Source organism: Stenotrophomonas sp. YJH_SMC_79 (genome assembly GCF_059367995.1).
In genome coordinates, this window is the sequence record NZ_JCAFRK010000001.1 from 495,349 (window position 1) to 510,787 (window position 15,439).

Consider the following 15,439-nt stretch of genomic DNA (forward strand, 5'->3'; position numbering starts at 1 on the left):
TACCGGAAAGCGTCGCCGGGCGGGGCCCGGCGCATCCGTCAGTTGTCCAGCTCCAGCACCATCCGCACCAGGCCTTCGGCGCCAGTCGGGTGCGGCACCGGCTTGAAGCCCAGCGAGGCGGCCAGCTGCTTCATCGGCTCGTTCTCGGCGGCAACGTCGCCGTACAGGCGGTCCAGGTACTTGCCGCGGCCCCACTTCACCAGCTTGCGCATCAGCTGCCGGCCCAGGCCCTGGCCAATGAGGAAGCGGCTGATCAGGATCGCGTACTCGGCTTCACGGGTACCGGGGATGATCGAGGCCCGGGCGACCGCGCCGACCACCGCTTCGCCAGCGGGCAGGGATTCGGCTGCGACCAGGGTGATCTCGGTCTTGGGATTGGGGTGGGTCAGGCGCTGGGTGGTTTCCGGCGAAAGCTCGGTCACCGCCTGCAGGAAACGATCACGGATTTCTTCCGGCCCGAACAGGCTGAACGCCGCTTGCAGCGGTGCGCCATCTTCCGGGCGGATGGGGCGGATCAGCAGCTCGTGGCCGCTGGGAGCCTTGAAGATCTCATGCCAGGGCGGCATGCGGTTGCGAGTGGCCATACCGGGTGATTCCTTGGTGGTCCATCGATTGTGGCATCACCGGGGCTGCATTCCGTGAACGAAAGGCTCACGGCGGTACAGCCTCGTGAAGGCCGTTATTCGGGTGCTTTGAGCCAATCCAGGCGGGTGCTGGCACCGGGTTCACCCAGGTGCTGGCGCAGTGCCGGCAGGGCCGGGCCGACCACCCGGTCGAACTGCCAGGGCGGGTTGAGCAGCAGCATGCCGCTGCCATTGAGGCGCAGCGGCGAGTCGTCCGGTCGCACCAGGAACTCGATCGTCATCGCCGATTTCACTGGCAGGGCGCTGGCCTTGCGCAGGAAATGCAGGATGGTGCGGCGCTGCTTGATCGGGAACCAGACGGCACAGGTGGCCTGCGGCCAGCGCGCCAGGGTTTCGGCCAGGGCGGCCAGAACAGCCTGGTATTCGGCGTCCTGGGCCTCGTAGGGTGGGTCGATCAGGACCAGGCCACGGCCGATCTTGCTGCCGTTGAACTTCGGCGGCAGCAGCGAGCGCAGCAGGGCATAGCCATCGCCCGGGCGCACATCGACGCGGCTGTCATGGGCGAACAGGGCCTTCAGCGTGGCCGTTTCGGCTTCCTGCAGCTCACACACCGCCATGCGGTCCTGCGCACGCATGGCCTGTGCGCTCAGCAGCGGTGAGCCCGGGTAGTTGGTCATCGCGCCCACCGGGTTGTCGGCCTGTACCGCCTTCAGATAGCGCTCGACCACCTCCGGCAGCTTGGGCTGGGCCATCAGCCGCATGATCCCGGATTCGGCCTCGAGGGTCTTGCGGCTCTCTTCGCTGGCCAGCAGGTAGCGGCCGGCACCGCCGTGGGTGTCGAGCACGAAGAACGGGCTGTCCTTGCGCTTGAAGCTGTCGATCAGGGCCAGCTGCACGATGTGCTTGAGCACATCGGCGTGGTTGCCGGCATGGAAGGCGTGGCGATAGTTCATGGGCGGCAGTGTACGGGGCGGCGGCCGCAGCGGCTATGCTGCGCGCCATGACAGCTCCCGTTGCCCATGTCCTGGTAGTCGAGGACGAAGCCGCCATCGCCGAAACCGTGCTCTATGCGCTGCGCAGTGAGGGCTATGCCGCCAGCCACTGCCTGCTGGGCGGCGAGGCCCTGCAGCGGCTGCAGGCCGGGGATATCGATGTGGTGGTGCTGGACGTGGGCCTGCCCGACCTGGGCGGCTTCGAGGTGTGCCGGCGGCTGCGCGCGCAGCCCGGACCGGCGGCCCAGCTGCCAGTGATCTTCCTGACCGCCCGCAACGACGAAGTGGACCGCGTGCTCGGCCTGGAGCTGGGCGCCGATGACTACATGACCAAGCCGTTCTCGCCGCGCGAGCTGGTGGCGCGGGTGCGCGCGCGCCTGCGCCGTGCGGCACCGGTCGTGGCAGCGCCCAGCGCCGATGCGGGGTGGCAGGAACATGGCACCTTCGCCATCGACCGCGAAGGCCGGCGCATCCGCTTCCGTGGCCAGGCACTGGACCTGACCCGCTACGAGTACGCGCTGCTGGAGGCGCTGCTGCAGCGCCCCGGCGCCATTCTCAGCCGTGCCCAGCTGATGGACCGTGGCTGGGACAGCAGCGCCGACAGTGCCGACCGCACCGTTGATACCCATGTAAAGACGCTGCGCGCCAAGCTGCGCGCGGCCGGTGCCAGCGACGACCCGATCCGCACCCACCGTGGCCTTGGCTACGCGCTGGAGGTCTAGCCGATGCGCCTGGTGCTGAAGCTGTTCCTGGGCTTCTTCCTGATCACCGGCATCGCGGCCTTCTTCGTGATGCGCGTGTTCGTCAACGAAGTGAAGCCGGGTGTGCGCCAGGCGATGGAATCGACCCTGGTCGATGCCGCCAACGTGCTGGCCGAGATGGCCGCCGCCGACGTCAAGGCGGGCACCATCCGCAGCGGCAGCTTCACCCGCAACCTGGCCAAGGCGCGGCAGCGCGACCTGAAGGCGATGGTCTGGCGTTTCCCGAAGCGTTCGCTGGACTACCGGGTGACCATCACCGACGCCAAGGGCATCGTCATCTACGACTCGCTGGGCCGCGACCTGGGGCGCGACAACTCGCGCTGGAACGACGTCTACCGCACCCTGCGTGGTGAGTACGGCGCCCGTTCCAGCCCTGAAATCGCTGGCGAAGAGGGCGATACGGTGATGCATGTGGCGGCGCCGGTGTACGACCCGGTCGATGGGCGCACCCTGATCGGCGTGCTCAGCCTGGCGCAGCCCAACCGCAGCATCGATCCGTTCATCGCCGCCAGCCAGCGCGCCATCATCGAGCGCGGCGCCTGGTTGATCGGGTTGTCGGCGCTGGTCGGCGTGCTGGTGACGATGTGGCTGACCACCGGCCTGGGCCAGCTCAGCCGCTATGCACGCGCGGTCAGCGCCGGCGAACCGGTGCCGCCGCCACGGCGCCGTCGCGACGAGATCGGCGATCTCGGCCAGGCACTGGAAACGATGCGCCGCAAGCTGGAGGGCAAGGCCTACGTCGAGCAGTACGTGCAGTCGCTGACGCATGAGATGAAAAGCCCGCTGGCGGCCATCCGTGGTGCTGCCGAGCTGCTGCAGGAGCCGCTGCCCGAAGCCGATCGCGTGCATTTCGCACGCAGCATTGTCGACCAGCAGGAGCGGCTGACCGAGACCATCGACAAGCTGCTGGCACTGGCTGAAGTGGAACAGCACGGTTGGCTGCAGACCCGTGATCCGATCGCGCTGCCAACCTTGTTGGCCGATGCGGCCGCGGCCGCGCAGGTGCGCGCGCAGGCGGCGGGCGTGCAGGTCCGCATCGGCAGCGTGCCCGACCTGCAGGTGCAGGGCGACGGCTATCTGTTGCGGCAGGCGCTGCACAACCTGATCGACAACGCGATTGCGTTCTCCCCGGCCGGCGCGGAGGTCGCGTTGCAGGCCGAGGTGGACGGGCAGGGCGTGCGCCTGCAGGTGGCCGACCGCGGTGCAGGCATTCCCGACTACGCACGTGAGCGGGTGTTCGAACGCTTCTATTCGTTGGCCCGCCCGGGCAGTGGTCGGCGCAGTTCCGGCCTGGGCCTGCCGTTCGTGCAGGAAGTCGCGCGCCTGCACGATGGACGCGCCAGTGTCGACGTCCGCGAGGGCGGCGGTACCGTGGCCAGTCTGTGGCTGCCCTTGGGTGCGCCGGGCCAGCGCCCGCGCCGCTGACTTCACACTCGCTTCAAATTCGCCACAAACCCTGCTCACCACGGCGGTCCATCCTGCAGCCCTCTCCAACGAGGATGGACCATGAAATCCCTGAAGATGCTGCTGAGGTTCGCCATTGTCGGTGGGCTGATCCTGCTGCTGCTGGTTCCGCTGACGATGATCCGCGGGGTCATCAACGAACGCAGCGCGTACCGTGACGAGGCCTTCTCGCGGGTGGCCGACAGCCGCGCCGGTGCACAGCAGCTGGTGGGCCCGGTACGGGTGGTGCCATGGGTGGAACGCAAGCAGGTTGAACTGGTTGACCCGCTGGGCGTCAAGAAGACCGAGGTGCAGGTCACCGAAGGGCACTGGCTGCAGATGCCGGCGTCGCTGGAGGTGGGCGGCGAGATGCTGCCGAGCCAGCGCGAAGTCGGCTTGTTCAAGGTGCCGGTGTACAGCTGGAACGGCCAGCTGAAGGCGACCTTTGCCGCGGACGATTATCCGGTGAAGGCCGGCCGCAGCTATGGCCAGCCGTATGTGGCGGTGGGCATTTCCGATGTGCGCGGCCTGGTCGGTACGCCGAACCTGCGCGTGGATGGCAAGCAGCTTCGGTTGCTGCCGGGCGTTGGCGCGGCCAGCGAAGTGGGGCGAGGCCTGCATGCACCGGTAGCCGGTTTTGCTGCGGATCAGGGCGGCACGCTGGCTGCCAGCACCGTTGAACTGGAGTTGCGCCTGGATGGCAGCCGCATGCTGTCGGTGGTGCCGGTGGGCGATGACACCCACATCGCGCTGCGTTCGAGCTGGCCGCATCCGTCGTTCAGCGGTGCGTTCCTGCCCAACGAGCGCCGCGTCGATGCGCAGGGCTTCGATGCGCGCTGGGCGGTGTCCTCGCTGGCCTCCGACGCACAGCGCCAGCTGCGCAGTGACGGTGCGGTCGAATCGCAGGCGGTGACGGTGTCGCTGGTCGATCCGGTCGATACCTACACCCAGGCCGATCGTGCCTCGAAGTACGGCGTGCTGTTCGTGCTGCTGACTTTCGTGGGCTTCATCTTGTTCGAGCTGATCAAGTCGCTGCGCATCCACCCGTTGCAGTACCTGATGGTGGGCCTGGCGCTGGCGATCTTCTTCCTGCTGCTGATCAGCCTGTCCGAGCACATCGCGTTCTGGAAGGCCTACCTGGTTTCGGCCGTGGCCTGTATCGGCCTGCAGGCGGTGTACCTGGCCAATGTGCTGGGCCACTGGAAGCGCGGCCTCGGCTTCGCGGCGCTGCTGACCGTGCTGTACGGCGCGCTGTATGGCCTGCTGGTGTCGGAGAACAACGCGCTGCTGATGGGTTCGCTGCTGCTGTTCGTGATCCTGGCGCTGGCGATGTGGGTGACCCGCCGGGTGGATTGGTACGCGCTTGGCGCAGAACTGAAGTAAGGAGCACGCCATGGGCTGGCGCCAGGGATTGCGGCAACGGGCACGGCAGGGCATTCCGGCCCTGCTGGAAGTGGATGCACTGCTGCAGGCACATGGCGTGCTGGCGGCCCTGCCGGGGGCACGGATCGCCCCCGGTCTGGCCCGCTTCCAGCTGGCCGCGGTGACCTGCGAGGGACTGCAGGGCAAGGGGCTGGGCTGGCTGCAGGGCGCACGGCAGGGACGCGGTGCGCTGGCGGGCAAGGTGCCTCGCTACCGGCCCTGGAAGGCCGGGGCAGAGGCGCTGGCCGAGATCGGTATCGGTGGCCTGCCCGATGACTGGCCCGCACACGCCGCGGTGTACGGCTGCAGCAGCATCGACCGGCGGCACTGGTTGCTGCTGCTGCCCGAGCGGGCGCAGTTGTGGTTGGGGTGGAATGGGTGATTCGGCTGTTCATCCACGCATGGCGTGGATCTACTGTTGTCCATGACCGATGGGACGGTATCGCCGCGCCCCTGCTGGCTAGACTCGATGGGTTGATGATCGAGCCGAAGGGCAGGGGTGCGATGTGTTGAAGTGGGGCATGCTGGCCGCAGCGCTGGCGATGGGTGGCAACGCAGGGGCGCAGCAGCGCGAGACGGTGGATCTGGACATGGTCAGCCGCATCCGCCAGGAGGCCTTCCACCGTTCGCAGGTGATGGACACTTTCAGCTATCTCACCGAGCGCATCGGCCCGCGCCTGACCAACTCGCCGGCGATGGGCCGCGCCAACGCGTGGACCCGCGGCAAGTTCAACGAATGGAAGCTGGACAACGTCCACGACGAAGCCTTCGACGACTTCGGGCGCGGCTGGGAGTTCACCTCGGCCAGCGTGGAGATGCTGGGTGACCGCGTGCAGCCGCTGCATGCACTGCCCAAGGCCTGGACGCCGGGCACCAAGGGCCCGGTTGAAGGCGAGCTGGTCCAGGTCGAGATCAAGAAGCCCGAAGACATCGAGAAGTACCGCGGCAAGCTGCGTGGCAGGATCCTGCTGCTGGGCGAGGCGCGCGAGTACAAGCGCGGCACCGAGGCGGATTCGCATCGCCACGACGCCACCTCGCTGGAGGGCCTGCAGGAATTCACCCTGCCCAAGGACAAGGACGCCACCGCCGAGCGTGCCAAGCGGGTCAAGGAGTACCAGGAACGCCAGCAGCTGGCAGCCAAGGTCAATGCGTTCTTCGTCGAAGAGGGCGCGCTGGCCTCGATCAGCATCAGCAGCTGGGACAACGGCATCATCCGGGTTGCCGGTGGCGGTTCGCGCAAGTCCGGTGAGTCAGTGGGCATCCCCGAGCTGGCGATGATCAGCGAGCACTTCAATCCGCTGGCGCGCGCGCTGGAGGCCAAGCAGACCGTGCGCCTGCGCGTGGATGTGGCCGCGCGTTTCACCGACGAGGCCGACCAGCCGGGTTACAACACGCTGGCCGAGATCCGTGGCAGCAGCAAGCCCGATGAAGTGGTGATGATCGGCGCGCACCTGGATTCCTGGCACAGCGGTACCGGTGCGGCCGACAACGCGGCCGGCGTGGCGGTGATGATGGAGGCGATGCGCATCCTCAAGGCGACCGGCGCCAAGCCCAAGCGCACCATCCGCGTGGCGCTGTGGAGTGGTGAGGAACAGGGCCTGATCGGCTCGCAGGCCTATGTGGCCAAGCACTTCGGTCGTTTCCCCGAACCCACCGACCCGGCACAGAAGGCGCTGCCGGCCTCGCTGCGCGAGCCCACCGGCGCGCTGCAGAAGACCCGCGATTACAGCAAGTTCCAGGTCTACTTCAACATGGACAACGGCTCGGGCCGTTTCCGTGGCATCTACGCGCAGGAAAACCTGGCGGCGATGCCGATCTTCGAAGCCTGGCTGGCGCCGTTCCATGACGTGGGCGCCACTACCGTGGCGACCCGCAACACCGGCAGCACCGACCACATCAGCTTCGACCGCATCGGCCTGCCGGGCTTCCAGTTCATCCAGGACCGGCTGGACTACTTCACCAACGTCCACCACAGCCACCTGGACACCTGGGACCACGCCGAACCGGAAGACCTGAAGCAGGCCGCGGCCATCGTCGCCTCGTTTGCCTACAACGCCGCAACGCGCGAGCAGTCGTTCCCGCGCAAGGTAGAACCGTAAAAGGGGACGGAGGGGATTAAGTCGTTTCTCCCCTCCGTTTCCCGGTTGCCACGCCCAGAGGCTGGGCAATCGCGACTTAATCCCCTCCGTCCCCTTTTTCCGTCGGGGGCGGAGGGCTGGTAAAATCGGGGAATTCCCGTTCCTCGAGCCGTCCATGACCTGCCGCACCCGCTTCGCCCCCAGTCCCACCGGCTACCTGCACATCGGTGGTGCCCGCACTGCGCTGTACTGTTGGCTGGAGGCCCGCCACCGTGGCGGCGAGTTCGTGCTGCGCATCGAGGACACCGACCGTGAGCGCAGCACCCAGGGCGCGATCGACGCCATCCTGGAGGCGATGGAGTGGCTGGGCCTGGATTACGACGAGGGCCCGATCTACCAGACCGACCGCGTCGCCCGTTACCTGGAAGTGGCCGAGCAGCTGGTGGCCGACGGCAAGGCGTACTACGCCTACGAGACCCGCGAAGAGCTGGACGCGATGCGCGAGGCCGCCATGGCCAAGCAGGAGAAGCCGCGCTACAACGGCGCTGCGCGCGAACTGGGCCTGCCGCGCAAGGACGACCCGAACCGCGTCATCCGCTTCAAGAACCCACTGGAAGGTACGGTGGTGTTCGACGACCTGATCAAGGGCCGCATCGAGATCGCCAACAGCGAGCTGGATGACATGGTCATCTTCCGCCCGGACGGCTACCCCACCTACAACTTCGCGGTGGTGGTGGACGACTGGGACATGGGCATCACCGAGGTCATCCGCGGCGACGACCACATCAACAACACCCCGCGCCAGATCAACCTGTACGAGGGCATCGGCGCGCCGGTGCCGAAGTTCGGCCACATGCCGATGATCCTGGACGAGCAGGGCGCCAAGCTGTCCAAGCGCACCGGTGCCGCCGATGTGATGCAGTACAAGGATGCCGGCTACCTGCCGGACGCGCTGCTGAGCTACCTGGCCCGCCTGGGCTGGTCGCACGGTGACCAGGAGCTGTTCAGCCGCCAGGAGCTGATCGACCTGTTCGACGTGAAGGACTGCAATTCCAAGGCCTCGCGCCTGGACATGGCCAAGCTGGGCTGGGTCAACCAGCACTTCCTGAAGACCGAGGACGTGGCCGCGATCGTGCCGCACCTGGTCTACCAGCTGCAGAAGCTGGGCCTGGACGTGGCCGCTGGCCCGGCTCCGGCGGACGTGGTGATCGCCCTGCGTGAACGCGTGCAGACCCTGAAGGAAATGGCTGAGAAGGCCGTGGTCTGGTACCAGCCGCTGACCGAGTACGACGAAGCCGCCGTGGCCAAGCACTTCAAGGCCGGTGCCGAGATAGCGCTGGGCAAGGCCCGCGAGCTGTTGGCCGCCCTGCCGGAATGGACCGCCGAGTCGGTGGGCGTGGCCCTGCACGATGCGGCCGCAGCGCTGGAAATCGGCATGGGCAAGGTCGCCCAGCCGCTGCGCGTGGCCATCACCGGCACCCAGGTCAGTCCTGACATTTCCCATACCGTTTACCTGGCCGGCCGCGAGCAGGCCTTGAAACGCATTGATGTGGCCATCACCAAGGTAGCAACGGCCTGAGGCATCCTTGCCAGGCCCGAACCGGAGAACACGCATGCCCGCCAAGACCGCCACTGCCTGTACCGCCCCGCACCACCACGTCCACGACGCATCGGATTTCGTGGCGGTGGTCGAGCGCGTCTCGCGCGAACGCGGGCTGCGCCTGACCCCGATCCGCGCCAATGTGCTGAAGCTGATCGCCGAGGCCGGCAAGCCGGTCAAGGCCTACGAACTGCTGGAATGGGTGCGCAACGGCAAGGGCGTGGGCGCTGATGCCCCGCCCACCGTATACCGCGCGCTGGATTTCCTGATGGCCAATGGCTTCGTGCACAAGCTGGAATCGGTGAATGCCTTCGTGGCCTGCCACCATCCCAGCAGCGCCGCGCATTCGGTGCCGTTCCTGATCTGCAACAGCTGCCACAGCGCGGTGGAACTGGAAGACCGCGAGATCGTCACCCAGCTGGAGAAGCGCGCCAAGGAGCTGGGTTTCCAGCCGCAGGCGCAGACCCTGGAAGTACACGGCCTCTGCGCGCGCTGCGCCGGCTAGCGCAATGGTAGTGCCGGCCGCTGGCCGGCATTTTGGAAACGGGGTCAGATCCCTTTGCCATTGGCAAAGGGATCTGACCCCGTTTCATATCGGCGCGACAGGGCCCGCGTCCTAGTCCATCGGCTTGGAGCGGGTATCCACCCGCACGATCACCGACATGCCGGGCCGCAGCTGCTTTGCCAGCTCCTGATTCCCATTGATTGAAATCCGAACCGGCAGCCGCTGCACCACCTTGGTGAAGTTGCCGCTGGCATTGTCGGGGCGCAGCACGCTGAATTCCGACCCGGTAGCCGGCGCGATCTCCTGCACGCGACCCCGCAACACCTGGCCCTGGAACGCGTCCACCGAGAACGTGGCCGGCTGGCCGATCGCCATGCCCCAGGTCTGGCCTTCCTTGTAGTTGGCCACCACCCACAGCGTGTCAGGTACCAGGAACAGCAGCTGCGAACCGGCGGCGACGTACTGGCCCACGCGCACGCTGGCTTCGCTGATCTGGCCGTCGCGCGGCGCGTGGATCACCGTGTTGGCAAGGTCGATGCGCGCCAGTTCCAGCTGCGCCTGCGCGCTTTCCACCTGGGCCTCCAGGCTCTTGCGCGCCACCTGGGTCGACACCAGCGTTTCCTCGGCGATGCGGATCTGCGCCTGCGACTGCTGCACGCTGGCCTGCGCCGAGGCCTGGGTGGTGCGGAACTTGTCGCGGTCGTTGATCGATACCAGCTGTTGCGCGGCCAGCTCCTCGTAGCGCCTGGTCTCGTTGCGCGAGCGCTGCAGTTCGGCTTGCCCGGCCGACAGCGTAGCCTGCGCGGAGGCAATCTGCGCACGGTTCTGCGCCTGCGATTGGTCGGAGTTGGCCAGTGCTGCGCGTGCGCTGTCCAGCGTCGCCTGCGCCTGGGCGACACGCTGCGCGTAGATGCGATCATCGATGCGCAGCAGCGGCTCGCCCTCCCTTACGTGCTGGAAGTCCTTCACCAGCACTTCTGTCACGTAGCCGTTCACCTGTGGCGCCATCACCGTGATCTGCCCGCGCACATACGCGTTGTCGGTCACCATCACCGTGCTGGTGAACGGCCACAGATGCCACGCGCGCAGAATCAGCGCGATGCCCAGCAGTGCCACCACTACCATCACCACCACGCTGCGTGCGCTGGGCTTGAGGTACTTCGGCGCCACGGCGGGTTCGACTGGCGTGGGCGCGGGGGCCGCGTCCGTCGGCGGCGGAGGGGAAACGTTGTCGGTGTCGTCGGGGCGGGGCGGGACGGGAGGCATGGAGGGACTCAACGGGACGCGGCCGGCGCGGCCACAGTGGGAAGGGCGGGATGGCGCTTGCGCCATTGCTTGAGCACGGCGGTGCGCAGCGAAAGCAGCAGCAACCAGCACAGGAAGCCGATGGCCAACCAGCCGCTCAGCGTGAACACATCATTGAAGCCGCGTACGTTGGCTTCGCGGCGCGTGGTCTGCGCCAGCTGCGCGCTGCCCTGCGCGCTGCGCAGCACCGGATCGGTGATCTGGGCGGCGTACAGCTGCTGCTGGATGCGCAGGCGTTGTGCCACCACCGGGTCGGCCGGGTCGAGCTGGCTGGTCAGCGCGCTGGAGTACAACTGCTCGCGATGCAGCTGGAAGGTGCCCAGCACCGCCGAGCCGGCCAGGCCGCCCAGTGTCTGCGTGATCGAGAGCGTCACCAGGAAGGTGATCATGTGGTCCACCCCCTGTTTCAGCGCGGCGGAAATGCCGAGCATGATCAACGGTCCCATGAACATACCGGCACCGACCGAGGCCAGGAACTGGCTGGCGTAGAAGTCGTGCGGCCGATCCATGCTGGTGCGGTGCTGGTCGAAGAACGCGGCGGCACCCAGCAGCAGGATCGCCATCAGCAGCTGGGCGATCAGCCGCTTCGGGCCGAAGGTCAGCGATGCACCGGCGATGCCGGTGACCACGCCCGCGAGGATCACTACGAACAGCGGGCGCATCTGGTCAGGCCCCATGCCCAGCGTGCGCATCAGGTTGACCACGCCGTAGGATTGCTCGGTGGTGAGGAAGCGGATCAGGAACGCGCCGACGATGAAGTGCAGCACCGGCAGCTTCGACAGCCAACGGATCTGCAGCAGCGGATTGCGCCGGTAGTGCTCGATGATGAAGGCGGCGGTGGACAGCACGATCGAGGCAACCAATGCCCAGCCCAGCCACGGAGTGTTGAGCCACCAGCGCGTGTAACCCTGTGCCAGCACGATCACCAGCAGCGCGACGGCTGGTGCAAGCAGGGCGAACGTAAGGAAGTCCAGCGGCTCGAACGCCTTCACCTGGATGCCGGGCGGCAGCTTCAGCACCACTACGGCGGCAAACGCACACAGCGCCAGGCCGGCTTCGAAGGAATACAGCTGGTGCCACTGGCCGGTATCGACCAGGCCTGGCGACACGATCCAGGCGATCGGCACCGCCAGCTGCGAAAGGCCGACGCCGACCACCAGCAGATTGCCGGTGAACCGCCGCGGCAGCGCCTGCAGCATGTACAGCGTGCCCAGTGTCGAACAGGCCGCGCCGGCGAAGCCGCTGGCGGCGCGGGTCAGCATCGTGGTCTCGAAGCTGCCGACGAACAGGTGCAGCACCGCCAGCGCTGCGTACAGGCCGAGCCCGATCTCGGCGAACAGGCGGATGCCGTACTGCTGGCGGAACTTGAAGGCCAGCAGGTTGGCCGTGACGTTGACCATTGCATACGCGGCCACCAGCCAGCTGCCCTGGGTCGGGGTCAGTGCCAGCTGGCCCTGCAGGAACGGCAGGTTGGCGGTGACCAGCGCATTGCCAAGGCCGCCGGTGATCGCCACCAGCAGCGATACCAGTGCATAGGCCAACCGACGGTACGGTGGGTGCCAGGGCATCGAAGCCGAACCGGGCATGGTCGGCTTCTCGTGCTCCTCCCAATCCGGAACCGGCTTCAGATACGGCTGGACCATCAGCGGGCCTCGCTGGTTGCTCCCTGGAGACCCCCGCGCAGCAGCTGCAGGGCACGCCCGGCCAACTGGGCGCGCTCGTCGCGGGTCTTGCCGCGCAGGGCTGCCCCCAGCATGCCCGAGATCAGTGAAATATCCGTCTTTTCCAGATCGGCCCGGCAAAGGCCGGCCGCCTTGGCGCGGGCGATCGGCTCCTCCAGCAGGTCGCGCACGGTTTCGCGTGCGGTGCGCATGGCTGGCACGTCCGAATCCACCGCGCGCCAGTAATCGGCCAGTGCCGGTGAGTCGATGATGCGCTGGGCCATGCCCTCGAACACCTCGAACAGGGCGTCGTCACGGTCGCCGAGCTGTTCGACCTGGCGCCGGATACGGTCGACCGTACGCTGCAGCAGCGCCTGGATCAGCGCGGTGCGGTCGGGGAAGTTGCGATACAGGGTGGCGCGGCCCACCTGGGCGCGTTCGACCACCAGGTCCAGCGGGGCAGTGACGCCGTGTTGGCCGAAGACATGATCGGCGGCGTCGAGGATGAGGGCACGGCGGGCAGCGGCATCGGCACGTTGGGCGGTCATGGCTTCATTTTCGGACATTAGTGTCCGGATGGCGAGACATTGGGTGACGGGATTGTCCGGTTGTTGTCGTACGCACATCTTTGTGACGGATGCGTGATGGCGGGGTCGAAATGAAAACGGGGGCCCGGAGGCCCCCGCTGCGTACATGTGGAAGGAGTGGCAAGGAGATCCACGCCATGCCTGGTCTCAGGCTGGGGTCAGAGCCCATTCCTGCGGAATGGGATCCGACCCCGGCGTGGTGCAGTGGATCCACGCCATGCGTGGATGGAGGAGCGTCAGAAGAACGCGCGGATGCCGAATGCGACGCCACGGCCCGGCAGCGGCGAGTAGTCGCGCAGCAGCGAGGTATGCGGGCGCACTTCGCGGTTGGTCAGGTTGCTGCCATCCAGGAACACCTCGTAGCTGTTGCTGGCGTTGCGGTCCCAGCGGTAGGCCAGATGCGCGTCGACCAGGGTGTAGCCGTCGCTCGGTGCCTCGTTCTGGGCGACATCCTTCTGGCGGCTGTAGCGCACCGCACCGACCGAAGCGCGCCAACCGTCCTTCGACCAGCGCAGGTCGGCGCCGACACGGGCCGGGGCAATGCGCGGCAGGTAGCCGGTGTTGGCCAGCTCCACCGTGTAGTTGTGGTTGTGGTCGCCATGCGGCACGGCGATGTCCAGGTTGCGGCTGCCGCTGCCATCCAGCTTGGCCTTCACGTAGTCACCGAACAGGCGCAGATCCCAGTCACCGGCGCCGCCTTCGAACAGGTGCACCAGCGCTTCGGCCTCGGCACCGCGGAACACCGCGTCCTGCTGCGTCCAGGTACGCACCGGCAGGCCCTCGGTGATGCCGGTTTCGGCCAGGTAGATGAAGTCCTTGAACTTCGTCTGATAGACCGACGCGGAGAAGTCCAGGCGTTCGCTGTGGGTATGGATGCCCAGTTCCACGCGCTGGCCGCGCTCGGTCTTCAGGTTGCCGTCGCCGATTTCCAGCGAACGGGTGGCGATGTGCGCGCCGGCGGCATACAGCTCTTCGTTGGTCGGTGCGCGCTCGGAGCTGTCCACGCCGATGCGCAGGTCAACGGCATCGTTGAGCTTCCAGATGCCAGCGGCAGACAGGTTGGTGGCGCCGAACGTGCGACGGCGGTAGTCACCGGTCGGGTCCAGCTTGACCTGGTCGTGGCGGCCGCCCAGTTCCAGCTTGAACGGGCCGAACTGCTTTTCCTGCAGCACGAACAGGCCGATGTTCCTGGTGCCGGTATCCGGCACGAACGCCTCTTCGCCCTTGGCGCCGAAATCACTGTTGCCGAACTGCAGGCCGAAGGCGCCGTCCCATCCGCCGATCTGCTGCTGCACCGCTTCCAGGCGCGCTTCGATGCCGCGGTTGGTGAAGCGGGTCGACGGCGTGCCGGCTTCCAGCTCCACGTGTTCGTAATCGGTGTAGGCCACGCGTGCGTTGATGTTCTTCAGGAACGAGACCGGGTTGTAGATGCCGGCCTTGGTCTCGAAGCGGTTCTGCACCATGTCGATGCGCACGTCATGCTCGTCGCCGCCTTCCTCTTCGTCGCCATGGTCGTGACCGTGGTCATGGCCATGATCATCACCATCGGCGTGCACGTGCGCGCCATTGGGAATGCCATAGTTGGTGCGGTAGGTGCTGGCCGATACGCCGAAGTAGCCGCCGTCGCCCAGCCACGTTGCGCCGACGCCACCGGCGCGGGTGCGGATCGAGCTGTTGTCGAGGCGGCCGCGGCGCGGTTCTTCGCCTTGCTCGCCCGCGTGGTCATGGTCGTGATCGTGATGATCTTCAAGGCTGTCGATCACTGCATAACCGGGAATGCGGTAGTCATCGCCATTGCGGACCAGGCCATCCACGTGCAGCACGACATTGCCGCTGACGCCATCGAGGCGGAACATGCCGCTGCGTTCGTTGTTCACCGAATTGCCGCGCAGCTCGGCGCGGCCGCTCAGCGGGCGCTCCGGTAGTTCGCGCGCGATGCGGCCATCGACCACATTGACCGCACCACCGATGGCGCCGCTGCCGAACAACAGGGTGGCCGGGCCTTTCAGGACCTCGATCTGGTCGGCCAGGAACGGCTCGATGCTGGTGGCATGGTCGGCGCTGACGGTGGAGGCGTCCATGTTGCCCATGCCGTTGGACAGCACGGCCACGCGCGGGCCTTCCTGGCCGCGGATGATCGGGCGGCCGACGCCGGGACCGAAGAAGGTGCTCTGTACGCCGGGCAGCTTGGCCACGGTATCGCCGAGGGTGCCGGCCTTCTGCTCGTCCAGGCGTTCACCGGCCAGTACCTCCACCGGGCGCGCCAGCGATTCGGCGTCGCCCTGCAGCGGCGAGGCGGTGACCTGCACCGACGACAGTTCAGTCAGGTGGCGGTCACGATGGGAATCGTCTTCGCTGGCGGCGAAGGCAACGGTCGGAAGCAGGGCGGTGAGGGCCAGGGCGAGGGAATGCGGCTTCAACCGCGGGGTACGGGCGGGCATCGGTGGGTCCTTTGTTACACTGTATCAATCGCTGGGCGCACGAATCCCGTCAGCGGGACA

Annotated in this window: 13 protein-coding genes; 7 read left to right on the forward strand and 6 right to left on the reverse strand. The window is 67.1% G+C overall.

Annotation, left to right across the window (positions count from 1 at the left end):
* Positions 1-38 precede the first annotated feature (38 nt).
* Positions 39-584 (reverse strand): GNAT family N-acetyltransferase, encoded by a 546-nt coding sequence (locus AC5P57_RS02425; protein WP_004150340.1) that lies wholly within the window; start codon positions 582-584, stop codon positions 39-41.
* 95 nt (positions 585-679) lie between these two features.
* Positions 680-1,537: a 23S rRNA (adenine(2030)-N(6))-methyltransferase RlmJ gene (locus AC5P57_RS02430; protein WP_099554740.1), complete on the reverse strand. Its 858-nt coding sequence runs from the start codon at positions 1,535-1,537 to the stop codon at positions 680-682.
* Between the two features lie 35 nt (positions 1,538-1,572).
* Here AC5P57_RS02430 and creB point away from each other — a divergent pair, with 35 nt between their 5' ends.
* From creB to AC5P57_RS02465, 7 genes are all read left to right on the forward strand, one after another.
* Positions 1,573-2,298 (forward strand): two-component system response regulator CreB, encoded by a 726-nt coding sequence (gene creB / locus AC5P57_RS02435; protein ID WP_099554742.1) that lies wholly within the window; start codon positions 1,573-1,575, stop codon positions 2,296-2,298.
* Between the two features lie 3 nt (positions 2,299-2,301).
* Positions 2,302-3,762, forward strand: a complete 1,461-nt coding sequence (creC, locus tag AC5P57_RS02440; RefSeq protein ID WP_099554744.1) for a two-component system sensor histidine kinase CreC — start codon at positions 2,302-2,304, stop codon at positions 3,760-3,762.
* 81 nt (positions 3,763-3,843) lie between these two features.
* Positions 3,844-5,163 carry a cell envelope integrity protein CreD gene (gene creD, locus AC5P57_RS02445; protein WP_099554746.1) on the forward strand — a complete coding sequence of 440 codons (1,320 nt, stop codon included), beginning with the start codon at positions 3,844-3,846 and terminating at the stop codon, positions 5,161-5,163.
* 10 nt (positions 5,164-5,173) lie between these two features.
* Positions 5,174-5,584, forward strand: coding sequence for a hypothetical protein (locus AC5P57_RS02450; protein ID WP_099554748.1), 411 nt, complete (start codon positions 5,174-5,176; stop codon positions 5,582-5,584).
* A 139-nt stretch (positions 5,585-5,723) separates the two neighbouring features.
* Positions 5,724-7,301 (forward strand): M20/M25/M40 family metallo-hydrolase, encoded by a 1,578-nt coding sequence (locus tag AC5P57_RS02455; protein WP_262236194.1) that lies wholly within the window; start codon positions 5,724-5,726, stop codon positions 7,299-7,301.
* 154 nt (positions 7,302-7,455) lie between these two features.
* Positions 7,456-8,859 carry a glutamate--tRNA ligase gene (gltX, locus tag AC5P57_RS02460; RefSeq protein ID WP_262236195.1) on the forward strand — a complete coding sequence of 468 codons (1,404 nt, stop codon included), beginning with the start codon at positions 7,456-7,458 and terminating at the stop codon, positions 8,857-8,859.
* Positions 8,860-8,893: 34 nt separating this feature from the next.
* The gene (locus AC5P57_RS02465; RefSeq protein ID WP_004150412.1) at positions 8,894-9,385 is read left to right on the forward strand and encodes a Fur family transcriptional regulator; all 492 of its coding nucleotides are present in this window, start codon (positions 8,894-8,896) and stop codon (positions 9,383-9,385) included.
* Between the two features lie 111 nt (positions 9,386-9,496).
* Here the strand turns inward: AC5P57_RS02465 and AC5P57_RS02470 are convergent, their stop codons facing one another.
* The 4 genes from AC5P57_RS02470 to AC5P57_RS02485 form a co-directional block, all read right to left on the reverse strand.
* Positions 9,497-10,651 (reverse strand): HlyD family secretion protein, encoded by a 1,155-nt coding sequence (locus tag AC5P57_RS02470; RefSeq protein ID WP_142807557.1) that lies wholly within the window; start codon positions 10,649-10,651, stop codon positions 9,497-9,499.
* Positions 10,652-10,659: 8 nt separating this feature from the next.
* On the reverse strand, positions 10,660-12,333 hold the full coding sequence (locus AC5P57_RS02475) for an MFS transporter (RefSeq protein WP_099551381.1): 1,674 nt from the start codon (positions 12,331-12,333) through the stop codon (positions 10,660-10,662).
* Positions 12,333-12,899: a TetR/AcrR family transcriptional regulator gene (locus tag AC5P57_RS02480; protein ID WP_099551380.1), complete on the reverse strand. Its 567-nt coding sequence runs from the start codon at positions 12,897-12,899 to the stop codon at positions 12,333-12,335. Before AC5P57_RS02480 ends, AC5P57_RS02475 begins: the two co-directional genes overlap by 1 nt.
* Before the next feature lie 275 nt (positions 12,900-13,174).
* Entirely contained in the window at positions 13,175-15,379 is a 2,205-nt protein-coding gene (locus AC5P57_RS02485) for a TonB-dependent receptor (RefSeq protein ID WP_495219425.1), read from the reverse strand.
* Between the last annotated feature and the right edge of the window lie 60 nt (positions 15,380-15,439).

What these genes read in the sequence shown, in the direction of transcription:
- AC5P57_RS02425 (WP_004150340.1), bottom strand. Translation starts at nt 584, where the DNA reads ATGGCCACTCGCAACCGCATGCCGCCCTGGCATGAGATCTTCAAGGCT.
- AC5P57_RS02430 (WP_099554740.1), bottom strand. Translation starts at nt 1,537, where the DNA reads ATGAACTATCGCCACGCCTTCCATGCCGGCAACCACGCCGATGTGCTC.
- creB (WP_099554742.1), top strand. Translation starts at nt 1,573, where the DNA reads ATGCTGCGCGCCATGACAGCTCCCGTTGCCCATGTCCTGGTAGTCGAG.
- creC (WP_099554744.1), top strand. Translation starts at nt 2,302, where the DNA reads ATGCGCCTGGTGCTGAAGCTGTTCCTGGGCTTCTTCCTGATCACCGGC.
- creD (WP_099554746.1), top strand. Translation starts at nt 3,844, where the DNA reads ATGAAATCCCTGAAGATGCTGCTGAGGTTCGCCATTGTCGGTGGGCTG.
- AC5P57_RS02450 (WP_099554748.1), top strand. Translation starts at nt 5,174, where the DNA reads ATGGGCTGGCGCCAGGGATTGCGGCAACGGGCACGGCAGGGCATTCCG.
- AC5P57_RS02455 (WP_262236194.1), top strand. Translation starts at nt 5,724, where the DNA reads ATGCTGGCCGCAGCGCTGGCGATGGGTGGCAACGCAGGGGCGCAGCAG.
- gltX (WP_262236195.1), top strand. Translation starts at nt 7,456, where the DNA reads ATGACCTGCCGCACCCGCTTCGCCCCCAGTCCCACCGGCTACCTGCAC.
- AC5P57_RS02465 (WP_004150412.1), top strand. Translation starts at nt 8,894, where the DNA reads ATGCCCGCCAAGACCGCCACTGCCTGTACCGCCCCGCACCACCACGTC.
- AC5P57_RS02470 (WP_142807557.1), bottom strand. Translation starts at nt 10,651, where the DNA reads ATGCCTCCCGTCCCGCCCCGCCCCGACGACACCGACAACGTTTCCCCT.
- AC5P57_RS02475 (WP_099551381.1), bottom strand. Translation starts at nt 12,333, where the DNA reads ATGGTCCAGCCGTATCTGAAGCCGGTTCCGGATTGGGAGGAGCACGAG.
- AC5P57_RS02480 (WP_099551380.1), bottom strand. Translation starts at nt 12,899, where the DNA reads ATGACCGCCCAACGTGCCGATGCCGCTGCCCGCCGTGCCCTCATCCTC.
- AC5P57_RS02485 (WP_495219425.1), bottom strand. Translation starts at nt 15,379, where the DNA reads ATGCCCGCCCGTACCCCGCGGTTGAAGCCGCATTCCCTCGCCCTGGCC.